We start from the raw sequence: 22,250 nt of genomic DNA on the forward strand, positions 1-22,250 counted from the left end.
CGGATTTATATAGGAAAAAATCCCCACTAATTAAATTTTCAATTTATAATAAAAAGGGGAGTGGTTTTAGAAGAATTTTTTTATGGGGAGAAAACGAACATGTATAAAATATTAATTGTAGAAGATGATGAGAAAATCGCGGGAATATTAGAAGAGCATTTAGAAAGGTATGGCTATCAATCATTTAGAGCAAGTGATTTACGTCAAATAAAAGATGAGTTTGTAAAAGTGAATCCTCATCTCGTGTTACTTGATATTAATTTACCGTACTTTGACGGTTTTTATTGGTGTCGTCAAATTCGTACTGTATCGAATGCACCAATTATTTTTGTTTCTGCAAGAACAGGAGAAATGGATCAAGTAATGGCGATTGAAAATGGCGGCGATGATTATATTACGAAGCCATTCCATTTAGATATCGTAATGGCAAAGGTGAAGAGTGCACTTCGCCGTGGTTACGGAGAGTATGCTTCTGCCGCTGAGAGTGATTGTTTAGGTGTAAATGGACTGTTGTTATTCCCGTCTCAGCATATTGTTGAGTGGCAAGGACAACAAACTGAACTGACAAAAAATGAGTTTTACTTATTAGAGTGTTTAATGAAACAGGTGAATCAATATGTAACGCGCGAAGAACTGTTAGAAGCTCTATGGGATGAAGTAGCATTTGTGGATGATAATACATTAACCGTAAATGTAAAACGTGTAAGGAAGAAACTAGAGGAGTTAGGCATTAAAAATGCAATTGTAACGAAACGTGGATATGGTTATGCGCTTTTTACGGAGTGGGGCGAAGGGCATGAAGGTTAAAAATTACCTTATGGGCCGCTTTTCTTTAATTCTTTCTTATATTGTTAGCCTTTGTTTATTTGGGCTCGTTTTACAGCTGCAAAGTCTTTTAGAAAAGAAATCCATTGATTGGAGTACGTGGTTATATGGACTTTTATTAGGAACAGTTGTGTTTACTGTATACCTCATTTACGATTACCGAAAACGGAGTGTGTTTTTAAAGAGGATCGAAAAGTATGTTACTGATGGAAATACATTACATGACTCTTTACTTATTGATGAATCTTATACATCAGAGCAAGAAATGGTCGTTGAATCTTTTACGTTATTAAGACAGCAATATATGAATGAAGTTCATAAACAGCATGCGAAAGAGCAACAGCAAATGATATTTATGAACCAATGGATTCACCAAATGAAAACACCAGTATCTGTTATTGAATTATTGCTGCAAAAGTTTGGCAAAGAGCATCGTGAGGCAAGAGCAACAGTTGAAAGTATTCGTGAAGAAAATAACCGTATACTAAATGGTTTAGATTTAGCGTTACATATGGCAAGACTAGAGCAGTTTGCGAAAGATTATAAGATAGAAGTAGTAAATGTTATAGATGTCGTGCGAGGTATTATTAATGAAAATCGGAAATCCTTTATTCAATCGTCTGTATTTCCGAAAGTGATGTTTGAAGAAGATACTTGTATGGTTGCATCTGATAGAAAATGGCTGAGTATTGCTATAGGTCAAATTGTTGTAAACGCAATCAAGTATACAAAAATTTCAGCGGCAGAGAAAAAAGAAATTCAATTTCAAATTGAAGAGAAAAATCAAAAGGTGTTATTACATATTAAGGACAATGGAATTGGTATTCCAGAGCAAGACGTAAAGCGCATATTTGATCCATTTTTTACGGGAATAAATGGACGTAAAACGAGAGAAGCGACTGGGATGGGCTTATATATTACGAAGGAAATTTGCGATAATTTACATCATGGAATGTATGTCCAATCGGCTGAAGGAGAAGGGACAACATTCACGTTCCAATTTGCAAAAGATGAAGAATATCATACATTGATGAGAAAAATGACAAAACTGTAAGATAACAAAACGTTTTGTAAGGGAAATCACTCGTTTCTTTTTCTTATTTTTCTTATAGTAAATGTAAGAAGAAAACACGTAGGGGGATTAGAAATGAGTGTTCTTGAAGTAAAAGGATTAACGAAGGTGTACCAATCAAAAGGTTCAGTAGCGACGACTGCTTTAAACGATATAAATTTTAAAATAGAAGAAGGCGAATTTGTAGGGATTATGGGTCCTTCAGGAAGTGGGAAAACGACGCTTTTAAATTTATTAGCAACAATTGATAAGCAAACTTCAGGTCATGTGCTTGTAAATGGTGAAGAAATTAATCAAATGCGTGCTGCAAAATTAGCGGAGTTTCGCCGTACACATTTAGGGTTCATCTTCCAAGATTTTAATTTACTTGATACGTTATCCATTAAAGAAAACATTATTTTACCACTTGTAATGGCGAAGAAATCTGTAAATGAAATCGATGCGAAAGTACTAGAAATTGCGAAGTTTTTAAACATCGAAGAAATTTTAAATAAAAAAGTATACGAAGTATCTGGGGGACAACAACAACGTGCAGCAGCAGCGAGAGCAATCATTCATGAACCGACGTTAATTTTAGCAGATGAGCCAACTGGAAACTTAGACTCGAAGTCAGCAAAATCGCTAATGGGCGCTCTGCAAGATTTACACGAGCAAAAGAAAGTAACGATTGCAATGGTTACGCACGATCCAGTAGCGGCTAGTTATTGTGAACGTATCCTTTTCATACGCGATGGAGAAATTTTCTCGGAAATACATAAAGGAAGAACGAAACAAGCCTTTTTCCAAGAAATCCTGGACGTACTTGCGATGCTAGGAGGAGAATATCATGAACTTTCGCCAGCTCGCGCTTAATAACGTAAAAGGAAATTGGCGTAACTATAAAGCGTTTCTTATAAGTAGTTGTTTATCGATTGTCGTATTTTTCATGTATGCTTCTTTTATTTATCATCCAGATGTCGTAAGCGGTAATATTAGTATGAGAAAGATGATCACAAAAGGATTAGAATCGATGAATTATATTGTGGTCATCTTCTCGGCACTCTTTATTTTATATGCAAATTCAACGTTTTTACGAGCAAGAAAAAAAGAGTTTGGTCTACTAACATTAATAGGCGGAACGAAATCGCAGCTCGGCCGAATGATTATATTAGAGCAACTGATGTTAGGTAGTATTGCAATTGTAGTTGGTATTGGGGTTGGGATGCTTTGTTCAAAATTATTTTTCCAAGCGTTAAGCGTATTATTAAAAATAGATAAGACACTTCCACTTGTTTGGAATAGTAAAGCAGTTCTTATTACAGCTGGTGTATACTTTATTCTATTTTTAATCCTATCATTGTTTAGTGTTTGGACAGTAGGACGCTTGCAAATTATTGATTTATTAAGAGAGGCAAGAAAGCAAAAAGTAGAGCCGTTTGCATTTACATGGTTATGTGTAGTTGGTATAGGATGTATTATTGTTGCATATGTACTTAGCTTCCAAGTAACGTTTCTGAATTTCCTCATCCTTTTTTTACCGGTGGTGGGACTGACAATTGGCGGAACGTATTTACTATTTACACAAGGTAGTACAGTTGTATTAAAAGCATTACAAAAAAGAAAGCAATCTTTTTATACGTACCCAAATATGTTCGTCCTTAGCAACCTTATTTATAAAATGAAAGATAATGCTCGTTTTCTATTTGTAATTTCTATCATTACGGCGGTAGTATCTTCAGCGGTGGGTACACTGTACGTATATTTTGAAAATATGAGTGCGAAAACGGTAGAACTTACACCACATGCTATTTCATATGAGGAAAAGGGGTTAAATACGCATAACCTTATTAATGAAGAAAAGGTACAGGAGCTTGTGAAGAGACACGGGTTTGAAGATGCGCGAAAAGTAACATACGTTAAACTACCGGCAACACAGAAAATAACGTTGTTTAATAGTGAACATGAAGTACCGATGACGATTATTTCAGAAAAAGAATATAATGCAGAAGTGCGCAAACAAAAGAGAGAGCAACCTACAGAAGTTCATAATGCACCAGGTAGTGCAACGATGGTTATGGTTGATATGTCAAATGAACTGATGAAGATAGATCGTACGAAATCGTATGAATTTACAATTAATGGACAAAAGCAGTCTGTTCAATTAAATAATCCAACGCAGTATTCTGTTTTTAATGATAGTGAATATCTCATTGTAAATGATCAAGATTTTGAGAAATATGCAACACTCGTACCAGATGAAGAAAAGACAAAATATTACGGTTATTATATTGAGGATTGGAAAAGTACAGAAAACCTTGTATTAGATTTGAAAAATGAAATTGTACCAGAAAAGCAAGGGGAATTGAGAAATTCAGTGTTTGCGTATAAGGATATAAGAGAAGGTGGAGCAATTACAATGTTCATCGGTTTCTTCGTAGCGGTACTGTTCTTCTTCTTCGCTTGTAGTATGACATACTTTAAATGGTTTAACGATAAAGAACAAGATCGTATTCAATTTAAATCGTTAAAGAGAATTGGTATGACAGATAAAGAAATTCACAAAATTGCGATTCGACAAATGGGAGTTATCTTCTTTATCCCAATTTTAATCGGTTCCATTCATAGTGGATTTGCTCTTCATACGTTAGGAAAAATGCTTTATATTAATTTGTGGAAATCAGGTGCGCTTGTAATTGGAGCATACATTTTAGCTTCTGCCATTTACTTTATGATCGCGCAAAGAGGATATTTAAAACACGTAAAAAGCTAGGGGAACCTCTAGCTTTTTGCCTATGTAGTAAGTTACAGGAGGACGATAGATGAACATTCGGCAACTAGCGCTGCAAAATATAAAAGGAAATTGGCGTAATTATAAAGTGTTTTTCTTAAGTAGTTGTTTTGCAATATTTGCTTCTTACGCATATATGTCTGTCATTGTGCATCCATATATGCAAGAGACGATGTGGTATCAAAACGTACGCTGGGGACTTATCATATGTAATGTTATAATCATTTCTTTTTTCGTCATATTTATTTTGTACTCTACTTCTATTTTCATAGAAGCACGTAAGAAAGAATTAGGGTTATATATGTTAATGGGAGCAACGAAGTCTAACGTAATAGGAGTGATTATGACCGAGCAAATTTTAATCGGGGTCTTCGCGAATATTTTCGGTATTGGGCTTGGTATGATATTTTTAAAGCTCTTTTTTATGGTATTTAGTATGTTACTGGGGCTTCCGAAAGAACTCCCTGTCATATTTGACGTAAGGGCGATTGGTGTAACATTTATTACATATATGGTCGTTTTTATTTTGTTATCTTTTATAAGTGCTTTACGTATATGGAATATAAAAATCATTCGGTTATTGAAAGAATTTCGAACAGATAAAAAAGAGAAGAAAACATCAAAGTGGCTCTGTTTATTCGGTTTTGCTTGTTTAGTGGGCGGGTATGCATTGGCGCTACAAGTGACGATGGCTACGATAGCGATATACTTTTTCCCTGTGTCTATACTTGTCTTTTTTGGAACGTACTTTTCTTTTACACATGGAGCTACCCAAATGTTAGAAATAATAAAGAGAAATAAAAAGATTATGTATACATATCCTTATTTATTTATAGTGAATCAATTGTCACATCGAATGAAGGAAAATGGTCGCTTTTTCTTTCTGATGTCTATGGCAACGACGTTTGTAGTTACAGCAACAGGTACGGTGTTCTTATATTTTTCTAGCATGCAAGATATGTGGCGAACTGGAGGGGTACACTCGTTTTCGTACATAGAAAAAGGTATTTCTACTCATGAAGTCTTTGAGGAAGGTGCGGTTGAAAAATTACTGCATCAATATGGGTATGACGATTTTCAATATATGAGTTTTGTTGGAGTGTATGCATCCTTTCAGTCTAGTAAAGGAGAAACAACAATAGTACCACTTATAAAAGAAAGTGAATATAACCAAGAAGCAAGGGAACAAAAACAGAAAACGTATCGTCCTAAAAAAGGTACAGTGACACTCGTTTATTATAATAAATACAATAATTCGAATGTATATAATCAAAAAGAGATTCAATTGCAAGTAATGAATCAACCATATCAATTCGTATTTAACGGTCAGAAAGAAGGGGTTCAATTTAACCATCACCCTTCGTACATTAATGGTCTGTTCTTCGTTATGAATGATGAAGATTTTGATAGTATAGCAAATCAGGTTCCTGATTCTGAAAAAATGATATATAGAGGCTACACATTACCAAATATCGAAAAGACGAAGAAATTAAATGAAGATTTACGGAAACATATGAAACAAGATAATAATAATGCATTTCGAAGCAATATGGAGTTGTATGTAAATATGAAAGAAGGCGGCGATATTACTCTATTTGTAGGCTCATTTATTAGTATATTATTCTTTCTTACTTCATGTAGTATCGTTTATTTTAAATGGTTCCATAATATTGCATCGGACCGAAAGCAGTATGGTGCACTCTCTAAACTTGGAATGACGAAGGAAGAAGTATGGAAAATTTCTCGTTGGCAATTATGTATGCTATTTTTTGCGCCAATTATAGTAGGGAGTATGCATAGTGCAGTTGCTTTATATACGTTTCATAATACGCTTTTTATGGATGGATCATTAAGAAAAGTAGGTTTGTTCATTCTGTTTTATATCGCAGCATGTATCATTTATTTCTTCTTCGCTCAAAGAGAATATAAGAAACATTTAGACTAGCGAACGCTAGTCTTTTTTTTAATATTCGAAATTTATATAGAAGAATATAAAAAAGTATGGTATAACAGTAAGAAAACGAAAAAGAGGGGAAAAGACGATGATTCGAGTAGGATATTTAGGACCAGAAGCAACATTTACAAATATGGCGGTGAGTCGTTTTTTTCCGGAAGCAGAGCATGTACCATATCGAACAATTCCAGATTGTATAGATGCAGCTGCAAATGAAAATGTAGACTTCGCAGTTGTACCGTTAGAAAATGCAATAGAAGGTTCAGTGAATATAACGGTTGATTACCTTGTACATGAGCAGCCGCTTTCCATTGTAGGAGAAATTACAGTACCAATTCAGCAGCATTTACTTGTACATCCGCAGTATGCAGAAGTGTGGGATGAAGTATATGCAGTGCATTCTCATCCGCATGCCATTGCACAGTGCCATAAATTTTTAAATGAAGAATTAAAAGGAGTAACTGTTCGAGATATGACATCTACAAGTGCTGCTGCGCAATATGTGAAAGAACATCCTGAAGAGAAAATTGCCGCTATTGCAAATGAAGCGGCTGCAGAAAAATACGGATTAACAATTGTGAGACGTAGTATTCATACGCATAAAAATAATCACACACGTTTCTTGGTACTCCATAAGAAAAAGAAAGCAGTACTCCCGAATAACGGAGAGAATCGCGGAGAGAAAACGACGCTTATGATAACGTTACCTGCAGATTATGCAGGTGCCCTATATCAAGTGTTATCAGCTTTCGCATGGAGAAAATTAAACTTATCAAAAATCGAATCGCGTCCGATGAAAACAGGTCTTGGAAATTACTTTTTCTTAATTGATGTTGATAAAGCATACGATGACGTATTATTGCCAGGCGTAACGATGGAACTTGAAGCACTCGGTTTTTCTGTTACTGTGCTGGGGAGTTATTCTTCTTATTGGTTGTAAGATGTAGATGGAATGTTGGTATTTGTCTAATCGTCAATATCATTTCATTGCCTAATATATTTTTTAATAGATTAATAAAATCCCACCTGCAGAAGGTGGGATTCTTTATTTTAACTTCGCAAGACGATCTTCTAACTGACCACGCCAAATATCAGCTAGTTCTGGAACGGCAAGAATTTTTTCAATACCATCTTTATCTTTTCTATTATGAAAATAAATTTCGTTAGAGAACAAGACAGAAACATTGCTCGGTTGACGTTCTAGTAATGTAATTTTAGAATCTTTACGTACAGTACCTTCTTGAAGAACGCGGCATAGGTAGCCTGTAAATCCAGTTGCTACAATGCGTGGCAGTATGCCAGGGATGCCAAGACGTTTTGAAATTGTGCTACAAGGTACTCTTGCTTGTGTCACTTGAATGATTGTTTCACCTAGTTGATATGTATCTCCGATGCAAACATCACGCTCTAACATATTTGTTACGGTAATGTTTTCGCCAAATGTGGAAGCTGGAAGCGTAGTTTGAAATTCCTCTTCCCATAGTGCGTAATGCTCGTGTGGGTACACACAAACAGCACGATCAGGACCGCCGTGATGTTTTAAATCCGCTACGTCATCACCACGAAATCCGTCTTTTGAGAGAAAGGCCTCTTCTGTAGGGTCTTTACATATACCTGTTATCATTTCTTTATCTTCGCCATATTTCATTTGTTTCGGTTTGCCAATGCTAAAGTGAACGAGTTCAATTCCCATGTTTGATCTCCTTTACGATTGATTACAATATTATAGCATTAAAAAAGCACAGAGGATGATAAAAAACTCTGTGCTTTACATTAATAAACGAGAAATCCTGCTTTATCTAACGCCTCACAAGCAGCATCTAACTTTTCTTTAGAATCTGCTTCAATTGTATGTAAGTGAATACCGTCTGTTAGTTGCGATAGATAGGAAGCATTTGTGTTTTCGATTTTTTGTAAATATTGCTCTACATCAAATCGATTACTTACCATAATTGATGCTGTTAAGTCGCCGTATACAGGATGCTCAACTTTTACATCTTTAATCGTAACGCCATGGTCAACAAGCATTGTAAGTTCTTGACGTACTTCTGCTGGTTTGTGCTGGCATACGATTACGCGTTCAAAAGCTTGTTGTTTCTCTTGTGGTTTTAAATATAAATAGCCTTGGGCAGTCGCAATAATTGGTTCGTTTCGTGCTTTAAGCAAGGAAATATCTTGCACGATAACTTGTCTACTTACGTTTGTCTTCTTCGATAGTTCATTCCCAGATAACGGCTCATTTGCAGCGAGAAGCCACTGAAGGATAAGCTGTCGTCTTTCTTCGCCTAAAATCTTTTTTTGGTCATTTTGTTTCATTATGATTTAACACCTCTATAAAATTGATTTCCAATTGTGTGTAGTGCATGAATAGTAGTATCAATTTGATCTTTCGTTGTTTGTTGTCCGAAAGAGAAGCGGACATATTGTTTGGCCTCTTCATACGTTTTTCCAATTGCAAGCATAGTTTTCGAAGGTTCTTGTTTACCGACTTGGCAAGCACTTCCGGTGGAAATGGCGATACCATGGCGATTACATTCTAACATAGTATATTGACCTTCTATTCCTTTTATTGTAACCCCAACAATATGTGGTAAACAAGAAGTAGAATGACCTTCTACTTCAATTTCTAGCGGAAGTGTTTGTATTTGCCCTAAAAAGTAGGAGCGTAACTCTTTAAAACGTAAACTTTCTTCCCATTGAGTTTTTAATATATTTTCAGCAGCTGTTAAAAAAGATGCGATGCCGGGAACGTTCACTGTACCTGGGCGAAATCCCTTTTCGTGAGAAGTTCCCGGAAATACTTGCTCCCAGCGCGATTGCGGATTTATGTAGCAAGCGCCGACACCTTTTGGTCCGTATATTTTATGTGCTGAAACAGAAAGACTATCAATCCCCATCTCAAAAACATGGATAGGCAGTTTACCAAACGTTTGCACACAATCCGTATGAAATAAAACATTATATTTTTTTAAAAGTGCCCCGATTTCTGTAATGTTTTGAACGGTTCCGATTTCAGAGTTTCCATGCTGTATACTTGCTAGCACAGTATCTTCTGTAATAGCTGCCTCTAAATCTACTAAACAAATGAGTCCATTTTTATCAACAGGAATTTCAGTGATCGTATAGCCTTTTGATTTTAGAGATTGAAAATAACTTCGAATGGATGCATGTTCCATAGGTGTCGTAATAATATGCTTCTTAGTTCGGGGATTTAGAAGTGATTGGATCGCAAGATAGTTTGATTCCGATCCGCCACTTGTGAAAAATACTCCTTGTTCTTTTCCTCCAATCATTTCCGCAAATGTTTTTCGGCAAACTTGTAATAAAGAAGCAGCTGTTCCTCCAATATCATGTAAACTTTGTTCATTTCCGAAGTATTGCGACGCTGCTTTCATATATGTTTGTAATGCTTCCTCGCTCATAGGTGTAGTAGCTGCATAGTCAAGATATATCATCATGTAAGTTCCTCTCTCTAGTAAGAGTTACAGTTCTTTTACTTTTTTAATGGTAGTGAAAATAAGAATTATAAAAAAACTCTTGTCATTATTTTAAAACTATGTAAATATAGGTGTCAAGACAGTTGAAAAGTGTAAAGTAGGAGGCAATAATTATGCCAAGTGCAGATGTCTTAATTATTGGAAGTGGTGTTGCGGCACTTCGTGTTGCAAAAGAGATTTGTCACGAAAAGAATGTGATTATTATCACAAAGGAGACGAAACATAATAATAATACACATTTAGCTCAAGGTGGAATTGCCGCAGCGGTAGCTACCTATGACAATCCTAATGATCATTTTGAAGATACATTAGTAGCAGGTTGTCATTATAACAATGAAGAAGTGGTCCGTTATTTAGTCGAGGAGGGACCGAAAGAAATTAATAACCTTATTGAAAGAGGAATGAAATTTGATGGGGATGAAACAGGTCCTCATCTTGGAAAAGAAGGAGCGCATCGAAAACGTCGTATTTTACATGCAGGTGGCGATGCAACAGGAAAGAATTTATTAGAGCATCTTATTCAAGAAGTAGCTCCATACGTTACGGTAGTGGAACAGGAAATGGTGCTCGATTTTATTATAGAAAAAGATAAATGTGTTGGGGCTTTAACTCGCAACAATAAAGGAGAATTGAAACGTTACAATGCAGATTATACGGTGTTAGCTTCAGGCGGTATTGGCGGTTTATACGCCTTTACTTCTAATGATGAGACGATTACAGGCGATGGACTTGCAATGGTGTACCGTGCAGGCGGAGAGCTTGTAGATTTAGAGTTTATACAATTTCATCCGACGATGTTATACGCGGGTGGGCGTTGTTCCGGCCTCGTGTCCGAAGCTGTTCGCGGAGAAGGAGCTGTCCTTATAAATGGAAAAGGGCAGCGTTTTATGATGGATATACATTCCGAACAGGATCTAGCACCTCGTGATGTAGTCGCACGGGCTATTCATGAACAGCTACTTGCGGGTGAAAAAGTGTACTTAAACATCGAAATGATTCAAAACTTTGAACAACGCTTTCCGACCGTGTCATCGATATGTAAAACAAATGGAGTCGATATAAATAAAAAACTTATTCCAGTCGTGCCTGGTACTCATTTTCACATGGGCGGCGTGAAAACGAACTGTGATGGAGAGACGTCTATTCCGAACTTATACGCAGTCGGTGAAGTAGCTTGTAACGGAGTTCATGGTGCAAATAGATTAGCGAGTAATTCATTATTAGAAGGTCTTGTGTTTGGAAAAAGAATCGGACGACACATTTTATCTAGAGAGACAAAAGAAAAGGTGAACATGCTAGCTGAAAAGGAAGCAAAGTTCATCGTTCTGAATCATTTACCGACGAAAGAAGAAATACAAAAATGCATGATGAAATATGTTGGGATTGTGCGAACAGAGCAAAGTTTATCTTATGCGAAGAGATGGTTTAGTAAGTATGGTGTTCGAAATATGATATTACAACATGATGTTCTTACGAATGAAGAGATAACACTTATTAATATGTTAACGGTTTGTGAGCTTATAGTTGTGTCAGCCTTGCAAAGAGAAGAAAGTATTGGCGGGCATTACCGGAGTGATTATCCAGATAGAAATATAGGAAAGAAAGAGATTGTTCGAGTAAAGAGAAAATTACAACTTGTGTGATGAGGGGAAGAGGGGCTTTATGAACACGATAAAAGTTAAAGAAGCATTAAACCGATTTTTTTTAGAAGATATAGGAGAAAGAGATGTAACATCTCAGCTTATTTTTCCAGATAACTTGCTTTCGAAAGGAACGTTTCTTGCGAAGGATACAGGGGTCTTTGCAGGATGTTTAGTAATTGAATCAGGATTTAAATTAATTGATGAGAGAATTGAAATAGAGCTTCATAAAAAAGATGGGGATCTTGTAGAAAAAGGAGAAATTATTGCAACAGTGCAAGGTCCAATCGCATCGTTATTAACAGCAGAGCGCGTTATATTAAACGTTATTCAGCGTATGAGTGGAATAGCGACGATGACGCGTAAAGCGGTTCTTGCTTTAGATAGTAGCTATACTCGCATTTGTGATACGCGAAAAACGATGCCAGGACTGCGTATGTTTGATAAGTATGCAGTCGTGTGCGGCGGTGGATTTAATCATCGCTTCGGTTTATATGATGGTGTCATGATTAAAGACAATCATATTGCTTTTGCTGGTTCTATTACAAAAGCTGTTACATCAGTGAAAGAAAAGTTAGGACATATGGTGAAAGTAGAAGTGGAAACAGAAACTGAGGAACAGGTGAGAGAGGCTGTCGCTGCTGGTGCGGATATTATTATGTTCGATAATCGTACGCCAGATGAAATCCGGGAGTTTTCAAAGATTGTACCAAGTGCCATCGTTACGGAAGCTTCAGGAGGCATCACAATTGAAGATTTATCGAAATACGGAAAAACAGGGGTAGATTATGTTTCACTTGGAGCGTTAACACATTCAGTGAAAGCACTTGATATTAGTTTCAATATTAAAGAGTAAGGAAAGTGGCTTAGAGGGGGAGAAACGTATATGAGTATTTTAGAAAAAGTACAGCCAATTGAAACGATGTTACCAGAGCGTTATTACACAATGTCAACGGAAGATATGGAAAAGCGTGTTCGTGAAATTAAAGAGAAAATGGGGAAAATGTTATTCATTCCAGGGCATCATTATCAAAAAGATGAAGTGGTACAATTTTCAGATGCAGCAGGGGATTCACTTCAGCTTGCGCAAGTTGCAGCGAGCAATAAAGATGCAAAATATATTGTGTTTTGCGGGGTGCACTTTATGGCGGAAACAGCAGATATGTTAACTACAGATGATCAAGTTGTCATCTTACCAGATATGCGTGCAGGTTGTTCGATGGCGGATATGGCAGATATTGAACAAACAGAAAGAGCATGGAAAGAGCTCACGAAATTATTTGGAGATACGTTGATTCCGTTAACATATGTGAACTCTACAGCTGCAATTAAAGCGTTTTGTGGTCGTAACGGAGGAGCAACAGTAACTTCTTCTAATGCAAAGCAAATGGTATCTTGGGCGTTTACTCAAAAAGAACGTCTCGTCTTTTTACCAGACCAACATTTAGGGAGAAATACAGCGCACGATTTAGGTATCCCGTTAGATAAAATGGCAGTATGGGACCCACACACAGATTCATTAGATTACGATGGGGATATAGAAGAAATTCAAGTGATTTTATGGAAAGGACATTGTTCTGTTCATCAAAATTTTACAGTGAAGAATATTGAGAGTGTACGAAAAAATCATTCTAATATGAATATTATTGTACATCCAGAATGTTGCTATGAAGTTGTAGCTGCTTCAGATTATGCAGGCTCAACGAAATATATTATTGATATGATTGAATCAGCGCCATCTGGTAGCAAATGGGCGATTGGTACAGAAATGAATTTAGTAAATCGAATTATTCAGCAACATCCAGATAAAGAAATTGTTTCGCTTAATCCATTTATGTGTCCGTGCTTAACGATGAATCGAATTGATCTGCCTCACTTATTATGGACACTTGAAACGATAGAAAGAGGAGAAGAAATTAACGTTATTAGCGTAGACAAACAAGTAACGGCAGAAGCAGTTCTTGCATTAAATCGTATGTTAGAGCGTGTGTAAAGCAACGGTATTCCCGTTGCTTTTTTTCATACATATAATCATAACGAGAACGAAATGGGCATACATTGTTTTGAAGAAATCATTGTGGTTCTTTATGCTTATTCCACTTCGAATGATATTGAAAATCGAAGAAGTGATAAAAGTGAAAAGAAGTTAATGTTATTTAGAAAGAGTTACTTTAAGAGATTTGTTACTTATAGATAAGTTATACAGGAGGGGGAAAATTTGAAAATTCATATCGTGCAAAAAGGGGATACCCTTTGGAAAATTGCGAAAAAGTACGGAGTGGATTTTGACACGTTGAAAAAAACAAATACACAACTTAGTAATCCAGATTTAATCATGCCAGGTATGAAAATTAAAGTGCCATCAAAGAGTGTTCACATGAAACAACAGGCTGGAGCAGGTTCAGCGCCTCCAAAGCAATACGTAAAAGAAGTGCAGCAAAAAGAATTTGCAGCAACACCAACTCCGCTTGGAATAGAAGATGAGGAAGAAGTTACGTATCAATCAGCACCAATTACACAGCAGCCAGCTATGCAACAAACACAAAAAGAAGTGCAAGTAAAACCGCAGAAAGAGATGCAAGTAAAGCCACAAAAAGAAGTACAGGTGAAACCACAGAAGGAGATGCAGGTAAAGCCGCAAAAAGAAGTACAGGTGAAACCGCAAAAAGAGGTGCAAAAAGAACAGCCAATTCAAAAAGAAAAACCGTCTGTTATTCAAAAACCACCTGTGATAGAAAAACAAAAACCGGCGGAAAAAGAAAACACGAAGTTTTCGGTAAATGTATTACCGCAGCCGCCACAACCACCAATAAAACCGAAAAAAGAATATAAAATTTCAGATGTAATAAAAAAAGGAAGCGAGTTAATTGCTCCTCAAATTAGTAAAATGAAACCTAACAATATCATTTCTCCGCAAACGAAAAAAAATAATATAATATCGCCGCAAGTGAAAAAAGAAAATGTAGGGAATATAGTGTCGCCGCAAGTGAAAAAAGAAAATGTAGGGAATATAGTGTCGCCGCAAGTGAAAAAAGAAAATGTAGGGAATATAGTGTCACCACAAGTGAAAAAAGAAAATGTAGGGAATATAGTGTCGCCGCAAGTGAAAAAAGAAAATGTAGGAAATATAGTATCGCCGCAAGTGAAAAAAGAAAATGTAGGGAATATAGTGTCACCACAAGTGAAGAAAGAGAATGTAGGAAATATAGTGTCACCACAAGTGAAGAAAGAGAATGTAGGAAATATAGTGTCACCACAAGTGAAGAAAGAGAATGTAGGAAATATAGTGTCACCACAAGTGAAGAAAGAGAATGTAGGAAATATAGTATCGCCAAATGTATCGAAAGAAAATGTAGTTATTCCACAAGTCATACCGCCAAATATTCAAATGCCAAATATAATGCCGATCATGGATAACAACCAACCACCGAATATAATGCCAATTATGGATAACAATCAAATGCCGAATATGATGCCAATTATGGATAACAATCAACCACCGAATATGATGCCAATCATGGATAACAATCAAATGCCGAATATGATGCCAATTATGGATAACAATCAAATGCCGAATATAATGCCAATTATGGATAATAACCAAATGCCGAATATGATGCCAATTATGGATAACAATCAAATGCCGAATATGATGCCAATTATGGATAACAATCAAATGCCGAATATGATGCCAATTATGGATAACAATCAAATGCCGAATATGATGCCAATCATGGATAACAATCAAATGCCGAATATAATGCCAATTATGGATAACAATCAAATGCCGAATATGATGCCGAGTATGGATAACAATCAACCACCAAATATGATGCCCTATCAAATGCCCATGATGCCGCCGAATCCGTATTATCAACAACCAAATCCATATCAAATGCCATATCAGCAAGGAGCGCCGTTTGGACCGCAACATACGTCTATGCCAAACCCGAATATGATGCCAATGGATAATAACATGCCGCCGCTTGTGCAGGGTGAGGAAGATTGTGGATGCGGAGGAGAAAGTAGACTATATAGTCCACAACCAGGCGGTCCGCAATATGCGAATCCTTTATATTATCAACCAACTCAGTCTGCATATGCACCACAGCCAGGAACGATGTATTATCAACCAGATCCACCAAATGTATTTGGAGAGCCCGTTTCAGAAGAAGAGGACGAAGAAGAAGTTTAAAAAGGCGGGAGTATTCCCGCCTTTTTTGCATTCCTGTTAATTAAGAAAAGGCAGTTTTTTTATGAAGTGCTAGAAAATTCCCAGTGAAATATTAACAGTGTAAAAACCTTCTCTGTTACTCATCATAAGAGGGAGCTTTTCAGTAGAGAAGCTCATTCTAACAGAGGGGGTTTTTGTATTGAATACGAAAGTAAAAGTGATTGCTGCTTCTTTGTTAGTTACTAGTGCATTAGCTGCATGTGGTACACCAAAAAACAATGCAATGGATGGACGTAACTACAATTACGAGCGTACATCTTATAATGATACACACCAGTATCGTGATAATGTGACGCGTAATGATCGTTATACAGATTATGTAACATATAGAAATGGTCGTAACGATACAGGATACAATTATTACCGTGATGTAAATTACAATGGACAAATTGCTAATCCGCATCCAACTCGTAATATTACAATGAACAATTCATACATTAACAATGATGGTAAAACAGCTGAAAGAATAACAAATCGTGTGAAACGTATGAATAACGTAGACCGTGTGTCTACAGTTGTATATGGAAACGATGTAGCGATTGCGGTAAAACCACGTAACACAGTGACAAATGAAACGGCGATGGCGAACGAAATTCGTCAAGCTGTTGCAAATGAAGTTGGAAACAGAAACGTATATGTTTCTGTAAGAAATGATATGTTTACTCGTGTCGATGCAATGAGTACGCGTCTACGTAACGGTACAGTTACAAACGATTTTAATCGTGATATAGGAAATATGTTCAGAGACATTCGTTACGGTTTAACTGGTACAGTGCGATAGCAAAACAAAAGAGGAAGGGGGAGCCCTTCCTCTTTATTCATTTTCGTCTTGTAAACGACGTTTTTTAATAAAATAACTAACGGAATAAGAACCTAAAAAGCATATGAAGAGAATACCACCTGTTAAAATAGCTTCAAATAGGGGGCTTTCTGGACTGAAAATGATATAAATAATAGCCATAACGATTCCTACAATAAGAGAGCGTAAAACAATTTTGTAATAAGGAGTTAATTTTATCTCCTTTTCACTTTCTTCTACATCAATTGAAACACTTAACTGTAAATAACTAAGGATTATACTCGTAAGAATAAATACTAGCCATAATGGAGATTTCGTAATTTGATCTATTCCTTCAGTGAATCCGATATAGCCTAAAATACCGATTATACCAAGTGATTGAAAAAGAAAAGCAATACGCACGTTTTTTAACGTTTGCAGAATGAGACGTTCATCCTTTATTTTTTTCACACTACCCATCTCCTGTTTATTATGATTTCGCTGTTACATTAATTGTAACATATACATTACATTTATCAATTTATAATTTACATATAATTTGTTTAGATGAAAGAGGAAATAAAATATTTTTATAAACATGTTGCACTTATACTTTATTAATGTTATATTAGCAAAGCGATGAGCTAATTTACGTAAGACGAGAGATATGCTTAAGTGCTAAACACGCGAATGTGGTCGCCTGGTCTCTCGCCGTAAACGCATCAAGACGCCTGCTTTGCAGGCGTCTTTCATTTTATATAAAAGTAAATGATACATGCAGATGAGGTGAATCCTTATCTGCATTTTTTATATTTTCGAAAGAAATGTAATATGGATAAAACCCCCATTTCCGGAAAAACTACTAATGAAAGTATGATCTTGCCTAAAAGAGGTGAACGGAAATGAAATGGATACTGATTGCGATGCAAGCTTTCGTTATGATGTTTTGTTTCGTTTATGAAACGAATGTGAAGGCGGAAGGGCCAGTACCAGAAGTAACGAAAAAAGAACCTGAGGTTACAATTTTATTAGAGCGTATGTATGTTGATGGCGAAGTAAGCGAAGAAATACTTACAGAAAAAGTGACGGATTTAGAAAAGTTTTTACAGCAGTATAAAGAATGGCAGCTCGTTGATCGTGATGATGTACAAATTGTATTGCAAAAGAAAGTTGATGATATTTCTCCGTTATTGAAAACGAGCGGGTATTTTGGTGTTTCAGAGGAAGGGATATTACAAATTTTCAAAGGGGTGCCAAAAAATGATAATGCGATCCATTCTTTCTTTCAAATTGATATGAAAAAGCTTGAGAGCTATGAACGTGCGAAATTGAAACGTGGCATTCGTATTAAATCAAAAGAAGGTTTTGTGAAGACGATTGAAAAAATGAAGCAATACGCAGTTCAAAGTAAGAAAAAAAGCAGCTCATGGTGAGCTGCTTTTTTTCTTATTTATTTTTAGCTAAAATTTCTTTTGCGATTTCATCAATTAGCATATCTTTTCCGATTGGATTGAATGCTTTCGTATTGAAGACTTCATTTGATACTTCATATACGTGATTGTTCTTAACTGCTTTATTGTCTTTCCAAACAGCACTGTTTTTGTAGTCTTCGTAAACTTTATCAGCTTCGCCGCCGAAGTTTACAATAAACATTTGGTCAGGCTGAAATGCAACTAGACCTTCTAGTGATACTTGCGCCATCGTTTGTTTTAAATCCGTACCTTTTGTTGCTGGAAGTTTTAAGTCATTAAAGATGATGTCACCGTATCCGAAGCTACCGTATACACGGAAGTTTTGTGGTGTAACTGCAACGAACATAAAGTTCTCATCTTTTGTTTTCTCTTTAATTTTTTTAGATAAAGAGTCTGCTTTCTTATCGTAGTCTGCAATCCATTTGTCTGCTTTCTTCTCTTCGTCAAATAGCTTACCTACTTCTTTAAACTTACCACGCCAGTCTTCTAAGTTTGTTTCTAGAACAACTGTAGGTGCAACCTTTTCTAGTTGATCATAAATTTTTAATTGACGGTTGTTTAAAATAATTAAGTCTGGTTTTAAAGCAGTAACAGCTTCTAAATCAACTTTAGGTGCCCAGTACCAACCTACTGCTTTTACTCCATCTAACTTGTCTGTTAAGTGATTTTGGATTTTATCTTTATATGTATTTGCTGTACCAACAGGTTTGTGTCCAAGAAGTAATAGTTCTTCTGTTGATCCAGATAAGTCAACAATTCTCTTTGGATTTACTGGAATTGTAGCTTCACCTTTAGCATGTTTTACAACTTTTGTTTTCGGTTGTTCTTTTGCTTTCGATTCTTCTTTTTGAGAAGAACAGCCAACGATAGAAAGAACAACAAGCATAATAGTAAATAAAATAAATAGCTTACGTTTCATCCTGATGTAACCCCTTTAATTAGTATTGATAATCATTATCGACTTCTGTATATTAAGGTGCTTTAACCTTTCTGTCAATGGAAAATAACAGAAGTTTCAAGTGGAGAACATTTGTTGGGGCAGTCTCGCTTTTCTATCATTAAATATGTTAAAATGGAATACATGATTTAAGAGGGAGAGATCGTATTTTGTTTGAATATGTTACAGGTTACGTGGAGTATGTAGGGCCGGAATATGTCGTAATTGATCATAATGGAATTGGTTATCAAATTTTCACACCAAATCCGTATGTATTTCAAAGAAGTAAGCAAGAAATCCGTGTCTATACATATCATTATGTGAGAGAAGATATTATGGCACTTTACGGTTTTAAAACACGTGAAGAGCGTTTATTATTTACAAAGTTGTTAGGTGTGTCTGGCATTGGGCCAAAAGGCGCTCTTGCAATTTTAGCTTCTGGTCAAACAGGACAGGTCGTTCAAGCGATTGAGCATGAAGATGAGAAGTTTTTAGTGAAATTCCCAGGCGTCGGAAAGAAAACAGCACGCCAAATGATTTTAGATTTAAAAGGAAAACTAGCAGATGTCGTACCAGATGCATTCGTTGATTTATTCTCAGACGCAGAACGTTTTGATGAGAAGAAAGGTTCATCAGCTGAGCTTGATGAGGCACTGGAAGCTCTGCGCGCACTTGGATACGCAGAACGCGAAGTTTCTCGTGTTGTACCAGAGTTATTAAAAGAAGCATTAACGACGGATCAGTATATTAAAAAGGCACTTAGTCTTTTACTAAATGGTAAGAGGTGAGTATAATGGACGAACGTCTCCTTTCAGGGGAATCTGCATATGAAGATGCGGATTTAGAATATTCATTACGGCCACAGACGCTCCGTCAGTATATTGGCCAAGATAAAGCGAAACATAATTTAGAAGTATTTATTGAAGCGGCGAAAATGCGTGAAGAAACGTTAGATCACGTGCTTTTATATGGACCACCAGGTCTTGGTAAAACGACGCTTGCGAATATTATTGCCAATGAGATGGGCGTTAATGTTAGAACAACTTCAGGTCCCGCAATTGAAAGACCAGGGGATTTAGCTGCTGTATTAACAGCGCTTCAGCCAGGTGATGTATTATTTATTGATGAAATTCATCGTTTGCATAGATCAATTGAAGAAGTATTGTATCCTGCGATGGAAGACTTTTGCCTTGATATTGTAATTGGAAAAGGGCCTTCAGCACGTTCTGTACGCCTAGATTTACCGCCATTTACATTAGTTGGAGCAACAACACGTGCTGGAGCATTATCGGCACCGCTTCGTGACCGCTTCGGTGTACTTTCAAGGTTAGAGTACTACACAGTAGATCAGCTTTCTGCGATTGTTGAACGTACAGCAGAAGTATTTGAAGTTGAAATCGATTCGTTAGCTGCATTAGAAATTGCAAGACGTGCTCGTGGTACACCTCGTATTGCGAATCGTCTTTTAAGACGTGTACGTGATTTCGCACAAGTTCGTGGTAATGGAACGGTTACGATGGAAATTACACAAATGGCATTAGAGCTACTGCAAGTAGATAAATTAGGTCTAGATCATATTGATCATAAATTACTGCTTGGTATTATTGAGAAATTCCGTGGCGGTCCAGTTGGATTAGAAACGGTTTCAGCAACAATTGGAGAAGAATCTCATACGATTGAAGATGTGTATGAGCCGTATTTATTACAAATTGGCTTTTTACAACGAACGCCGAGGGGCCGAATTGTAACGCCGCTTGCGTATGAACATTTCGGAATGGAGATACCAAAAGTATGACGGAGATGCCAAAGCTGCTTATTACAGCCGGGATCTTACTCATCGTTGTTGGATTAGCTTGGAAGTTCATTGGAAGGCTTCCAGGCGATATTTTTGTGAAAAAAGGAAACGTTACCTTTTATTTTCCTATCATTACATGTATTGTGTTAAGTATTGTATTATCTTTTATTATGTATATAATAAATCGATTTAAATAAGAAATAGGTGGATATAGCTATGGATATAAATCTGTTTGATTTTCATTTACCAGAAGAACTTATTGCACAAGTCCCGTTAGAAGAGCGTGAAACATCAAGATTAATGGTGTTAGACCGTGAAACAGGTGATATTGAGCATAAACATTTTACGGATATTCTTTCTTACTTACATGAGGGGGATTGCTTAGTTTTAAATGAAACGAAAGTTATGCCTGCTCGTTTGCACGGTGTGAAAGAAGATACAGGCGCGCACATTGAAGTACTTCTTTTAAAACAAGAAGAAGGTGATAAGTGGGAAACGCTTGTAAAGCCAGCGAAACGTGTAAAAGAAGGAACTGTTATCTCTTTTGGCGAAGGGAAATTAAAAGCAACTTGCACAGGAACTGCAGATCAAGGTGGACGTCAGCTTGAATTTTCATATGACGGCATCTTCTATGAAATTTTAGATGAACTTGGGGAAATGCCACTTCCTCCATATATTAAAGAGACGCTAGAAGATCGCGATCGCTATCAAACAGTATATGCGAAAGAAATCGGTTCAGCAGCAGCGCCGACTGCGGGACTTCACTTTACAGAAGAGTTACTTGAGAAGTTAAAGCAAAAAGGCGTTCAGTTAGCATTCATTACACTTCACGTAGGACTTGGAACATTTAGACCAGTTTCTGCAGACACGATTGAAGAACACCATATGCACGCAGAATATTATCATATGTCTGAAGAGACAGCGGCATTATTAAATCGTGTGAAAGAGAATGGTGGACGTATTATTACTGTAGGTACGACATCAACTCGTACGTTAGAAACAATTGCAACAGATCATGAAGGTAAGCTTTGCGCCGCTTCTGGATGGACAGATATTTTCATGTATCCGGGATATGAATTTAAAGCAATTGATGGTTTAATTACAAACTTCCATTTACCGAAATCAACATTAATTATGCTTGTAAGTGCATTTGCAAATAGAGATAATGTACTTCATGCTTATAATGAAGCAGTAAAAGAAAAATATCGTTTCTTTAGCTTCGGTGATGCAATGTTCGTTGCATCTCACGCTAAAATGAGAAACAAATAAAAGGAGTAAG

General features: G+C 36.5%; 21 protein-coding genes. 16 read left to right on the forward strand and 5 right to left on the reverse strand.

From position 1 onward, the window contains the following. Window positions 1-99: 99 nt before the first annotated feature. The 6 genes from B9A45_RS07125 (at window position 100) to pheA (ending at window position 7,558) form a co-directional block, all read left to right on the forward strand. The gene (locus B9A45_RS07125; RefSeq protein WP_001986640.1) at window positions 100-807 is read left to right on the forward strand and encodes a response regulator transcription factor; all 708 of its coding nucleotides are present in this window, start codon (window positions 100-102) and stop codon (window positions 805-807) included. Then, window positions 797-1,879, forward strand: coding sequence for a HAMP domain-containing histidine kinase (locus B9A45_RS07130; RefSeq protein ID WP_000865415.1), 1,083 nt, complete (start codon window positions 797-799; stop codon window positions 1,877-1,879). The genes B9A45_RS07125 and B9A45_RS07130 overlap by 11 nt, the downstream gene beginning before the upstream one ends. Before the next feature lie 93 nt (window positions 1,880-1,972). Beyond that, on the forward strand, window positions 1,973-2,749 hold the full coding sequence (locus B9A45_RS07135) for an ABC transporter ATP-binding protein (protein WP_000114529.1): 777 nt from the start codon (window positions 1,973-1,975) through the stop codon (window positions 2,747-2,749). Next, on the forward strand, window positions 2,724-4,646 hold the full coding sequence (locus B9A45_RS07140; protein ID WP_084063956.1) for an ABC transporter permease: 1,923 nt from the start codon (window positions 2,724-2,726) through the stop codon (window positions 4,644-4,646). Before B9A45_RS07135 ends, B9A45_RS07140 begins: the two co-directional genes overlap by 26 nt. A gap of 49 nt (window positions 4,647-4,695) precedes the next feature. Next, the gene (locus B9A45_RS07145; RefSeq protein ID WP_084063957.1) at window positions 4,696-6,609 is read left to right on the forward strand and encodes an ABC transporter permease; all 1,914 of its coding nucleotides are present in this window, start codon (window positions 4,696-4,698) and stop codon (window positions 6,607-6,609) included. Window positions 6,610-6,706: 97 nt separating this feature from the next. Continuing rightward, window positions 6,707-7,558: a prephenate dehydratase gene (pheA, locus tag B9A45_RS07150; RefSeq protein ID WP_000621701.1), complete on the forward strand. Its 852-nt coding sequence runs from the start codon at window positions 6,707-6,709 to the stop codon at window positions 7,556-7,558. Between the two features lie 105 nt (window positions 7,559-7,663). Here pheA and B9A45_RS07155 read toward each other — a convergent pair whose 3' ends face one another. The 3 genes from B9A45_RS07155 to B9A45_RS07165 form a co-directional block, all read right to left on the reverse strand. Continuing rightward, a complete protein-coding gene (locus B9A45_RS07155; RefSeq protein WP_000510668.1) occupies window positions 7,664-8,311 on the reverse strand; it encodes an MOSC domain-containing protein in 648 nt (215 codons plus the stop codon). A gap of 80 nt (window positions 8,312-8,391) precedes the next feature. Continuing rightward, on the reverse strand, window positions 8,392-8,934 hold the full coding sequence (locus tag B9A45_RS07160) for a transcription repressor NadR (RefSeq protein ID WP_000812240.1): 543 nt from the start codon (window positions 8,932-8,934) through the stop codon (window positions 8,392-8,394). After that, on the reverse strand, window positions 8,934-10,076 hold the full coding sequence (locus tag B9A45_RS07165) for an IscS subfamily cysteine desulfurase (RefSeq protein WP_016111795.1): 1,143 nt from the start codon (window positions 10,074-10,076) through the stop codon (window positions 8,934-8,936). The genes B9A45_RS07160 and B9A45_RS07165 overlap by 1 nt, the downstream gene beginning before the upstream one ends. 152 nt (window positions 10,077-10,228) lie before the next feature. On the opposite strand from B9A45_RS07165, the gene nadB reads away from it, so the two are divergent. The 5 genes from nadB (at window position 10,229) to B9A45_RS07190 (ending at window position 16,770) form a co-directional block, all read left to right on the forward strand. Further along, complete coding sequence (nadB, locus tag B9A45_RS07170; RefSeq protein ID WP_084063958.1) at window positions 10,229-11,758, forward strand: L-aspartate oxidase; 1,530 nt, start codon at window positions 10,229-10,231, stop codon at window positions 11,756-11,758. Between the two features lie 19 nt (window positions 11,759-11,777). After that, entirely contained in the window at window positions 11,778-12,611 is an 834-nt protein-coding gene (nadC, locus tag B9A45_RS07175) for a carboxylating nicotinate-nucleotide diphosphorylase (RefSeq protein WP_084063959.1), read from the forward strand. A gap of 30 nt (window positions 12,612-12,641) precedes the next feature. Next, window positions 12,642-13,748, forward strand: a complete 1,107-nt coding sequence (nadA, locus tag B9A45_RS07180) for a quinolinate synthase NadA (RefSeq protein ID WP_084063960.1) — start codon at window positions 12,642-12,644, stop codon at window positions 13,746-13,748. 225 nt (window positions 13,749-13,973) lie between these two features. Next, on the forward strand, window positions 13,974-15,950 hold the full coding sequence (gene exsA, locus B9A45_RS07185; RefSeq protein WP_084063961.1) for a spore coat assembly protein ExsA: 1,977 nt from the start codon (window positions 13,974-13,976) through the stop codon (window positions 15,948-15,950). Window positions 15,951-16,128: 178 nt separating this feature from the next. Continuing rightward, complete coding sequence (locus B9A45_RS07190) at window positions 16,129-16,770, forward strand: YhcN/YlaJ family sporulation lipoprotein (protein WP_001093541.1); 642 nt, start codon at window positions 16,129-16,131, stop codon at window positions 16,768-16,770. 33 nt (window positions 16,771-16,803) lie between these two features. Here the strand turns inward: B9A45_RS07190 and B9A45_RS07195 are convergent, their stop codons facing one another. Then, window positions 16,804-17,238 (reverse strand): hypothetical protein, encoded by a 435-nt coding sequence (locus B9A45_RS07195; RefSeq protein WP_000721242.1) that lies wholly within the window; start codon window positions 17,236-17,238, stop codon window positions 16,804-16,806. A gap of 431 nt (window positions 17,239-17,669) precedes the next feature. Between B9A45_RS07195 and B9A45_RS07200 the strand changes: the two genes are divergently transcribed. After that, window positions 17,670-18,200 (forward strand): BofC C-terminal domain-containing protein, encoded by a 531-nt coding sequence (locus B9A45_RS07200; RefSeq protein ID WP_000871174.1) that lies wholly within the window; start codon window positions 17,670-17,672, stop codon window positions 18,198-18,200. A gap of 13 nt (window positions 18,201-18,213) precedes the next feature. Here B9A45_RS07200 and B9A45_RS07205 read toward each other — a convergent pair whose 3' ends face one another. Next, the gene (locus B9A45_RS07205) at window positions 18,214-19,158 is read right to left on the reverse strand and encodes an iron-hydroxamate ABC transporter substrate-binding protein (protein ID WP_000823606.1); all 945 of its coding nucleotides are present in this window, start codon (window positions 19,156-19,158) and stop codon (window positions 18,214-18,216) included. Window positions 19,159-19,346: 188 nt separating this feature from the next. Here B9A45_RS07205 and ruvA point away from each other — a divergent pair, with 188 nt between their 5' ends. Genes ruvA through queA form a run of 4 tightly spaced genes read left to right on the forward strand, consistent with a single transcriptional unit; the run spans window position 19,347 to window position 22,240 of the window. Then, entirely contained in the window at window positions 19,347-19,964 is a 618-nt protein-coding gene (gene ruvA / locus B9A45_RS07210; protein ID WP_000464505.1) for a Holliday junction DNA helicase RuvA, read from the forward strand. 5 nt (window positions 19,965-19,969) lie between these two features. Further along, window positions 19,970-20,971, forward strand: coding sequence for a Holliday junction branch migration DNA helicase RuvB (gene ruvB, locus B9A45_RS07215; protein WP_000344449.1), 1,002 nt, complete (start codon window positions 19,970-19,972; stop codon window positions 20,969-20,971). Next, window positions 20,968-21,168, forward strand: coding sequence for a DUF2905 domain-containing protein (locus tag B9A45_RS07220; protein ID WP_000138162.1), 201 nt, complete (start codon window positions 20,968-20,970; stop codon window positions 21,166-21,168). The genes ruvB and B9A45_RS07220 overlap by 4 nt, the downstream gene beginning before the upstream one ends. 19 nt (window positions 21,169-21,187) lie before the next feature. Beyond that, window positions 21,188-22,240 (forward strand): tRNA preQ1(34) S-adenosylmethionine ribosyltransferase-isomerase QueA, encoded by a 1,053-nt coding sequence (gene queA / locus B9A45_RS07225; protein ID WP_000354034.1) that lies wholly within the window; start codon window positions 21,188-21,190, stop codon window positions 22,238-22,240. The last annotated feature ends 10 nt before the right edge of the window (window positions 22,241-22,250 follow it).

This window comes from Bacillus sp. JKS001846 (genome assembly GCF_900176455.1).
GTDB classification, from domain to species: Bacteria; Bacillota; Bacilli; order Bacillales; family Bacillaceae_G; genus Bacillus_A; species Bacillus_A cereus.

Bases quoted from the DNA above. Each gene is read 5' to 3' on its own strand.
- B9A45_RS07205 (WP_000823606.1), bottom strand. From the start codon at position 19,158: ATGAAACGTAAGCTATTTATTTTATTTACTATTATGCTTGTTGTTCTT.
- B9A45_RS07135 (WP_000114529.1), top strand. From the start codon at position 1,973: ATGAGTGTTCTTGAAGTAAAAGGATTAACGAAGGTGTACCAATCAAAA.
- B9A45_RS07145 (WP_084063957.1), top strand. From the start codon at position 4,696: ATGAACATTCGGCAACTAGCGCTGCAAAATATAAAAGGAAATTGGCGT.
- B9A45_RS07220 (WP_000138162.1), top strand. From the start codon at position 20,968: ATGACGGAGATGCCAAAGCTGCTTATTACAGCCGGGATCTTACTCATC.
- ruvB (WP_000344449.1), top strand. From the start codon at position 19,970: ATGGACGAACGTCTCCTTTCAGGGGAATCTGCATATGAAGATGCGGAT.
- B9A45_RS07155 (WP_000510668.1), bottom strand. From the start codon at position 8,311: ATGGGAATTGAACTCGTTCACTTTAGCATTGGCAAACCGAAACAAATG.
- B9A45_RS07160 (WP_000812240.1), bottom strand. From the start codon at position 8,934: ATGAAACAAAATGACCAAAAAAAGATTTTAGGCGAAGAAAGACGACAG.
- nadB (WP_084063958.1), top strand. From the start codon at position 10,229: ATGCCAAGTGCAGATGTCTTAATTATTGGAAGTGGTGTTGCGGCACTT.
- nadA (WP_084063960.1), top strand. From the start codon at position 12,642: ATGAGTATTTTAGAAAAAGTACAGCCAATTGAAACGATGTTACCAGAG.
- B9A45_RS07200 (WP_000871174.1), top strand. From the start codon at position 17,670: ATGAAATGGATACTGATTGCGATGCAAGCTTTCGTTATGATGTTTTGT.
- B9A45_RS07165 (WP_016111795.1), bottom strand. From the start codon at position 10,076: ATGATGATATATCTTGACTATGCAGCTACTACACCTATGAGCGAGGAA.
- queA (WP_000354034.1), top strand. From the start codon at position 21,188: ATGGATATAAATCTGTTTGATTTTCATTTACCAGAAGAACTTATTGCA.
- B9A45_RS07140 (WP_084063956.1), top strand. From the start codon at position 2,724: ATGAACTTTCGCCAGCTCGCGCTTAATAACGTAAAAGGAAATTGGCGT.
- pheA (WP_000621701.1), top strand. From the start codon at position 6,707: ATGATTCGAGTAGGATATTTAGGACCAGAAGCAACATTTACAAATATG.
- B9A45_RS07130 (WP_000865415.1), top strand. From the start codon at position 797: ATGAAGGTTAAAAATTACCTTATGGGCCGCTTTTCTTTAATTCTTTCT.
- B9A45_RS07125 (WP_001986640.1), top strand. From the start codon at position 100: ATGTATAAAATATTAATTGTAGAAGATGATGAGAAAATCGCGGGAATA.
- nadC (WP_084063959.1), top strand. From the start codon at position 11,778: ATGAACACGATAAAAGTTAAAGAAGCATTAAACCGATTTTTTTTAGAA.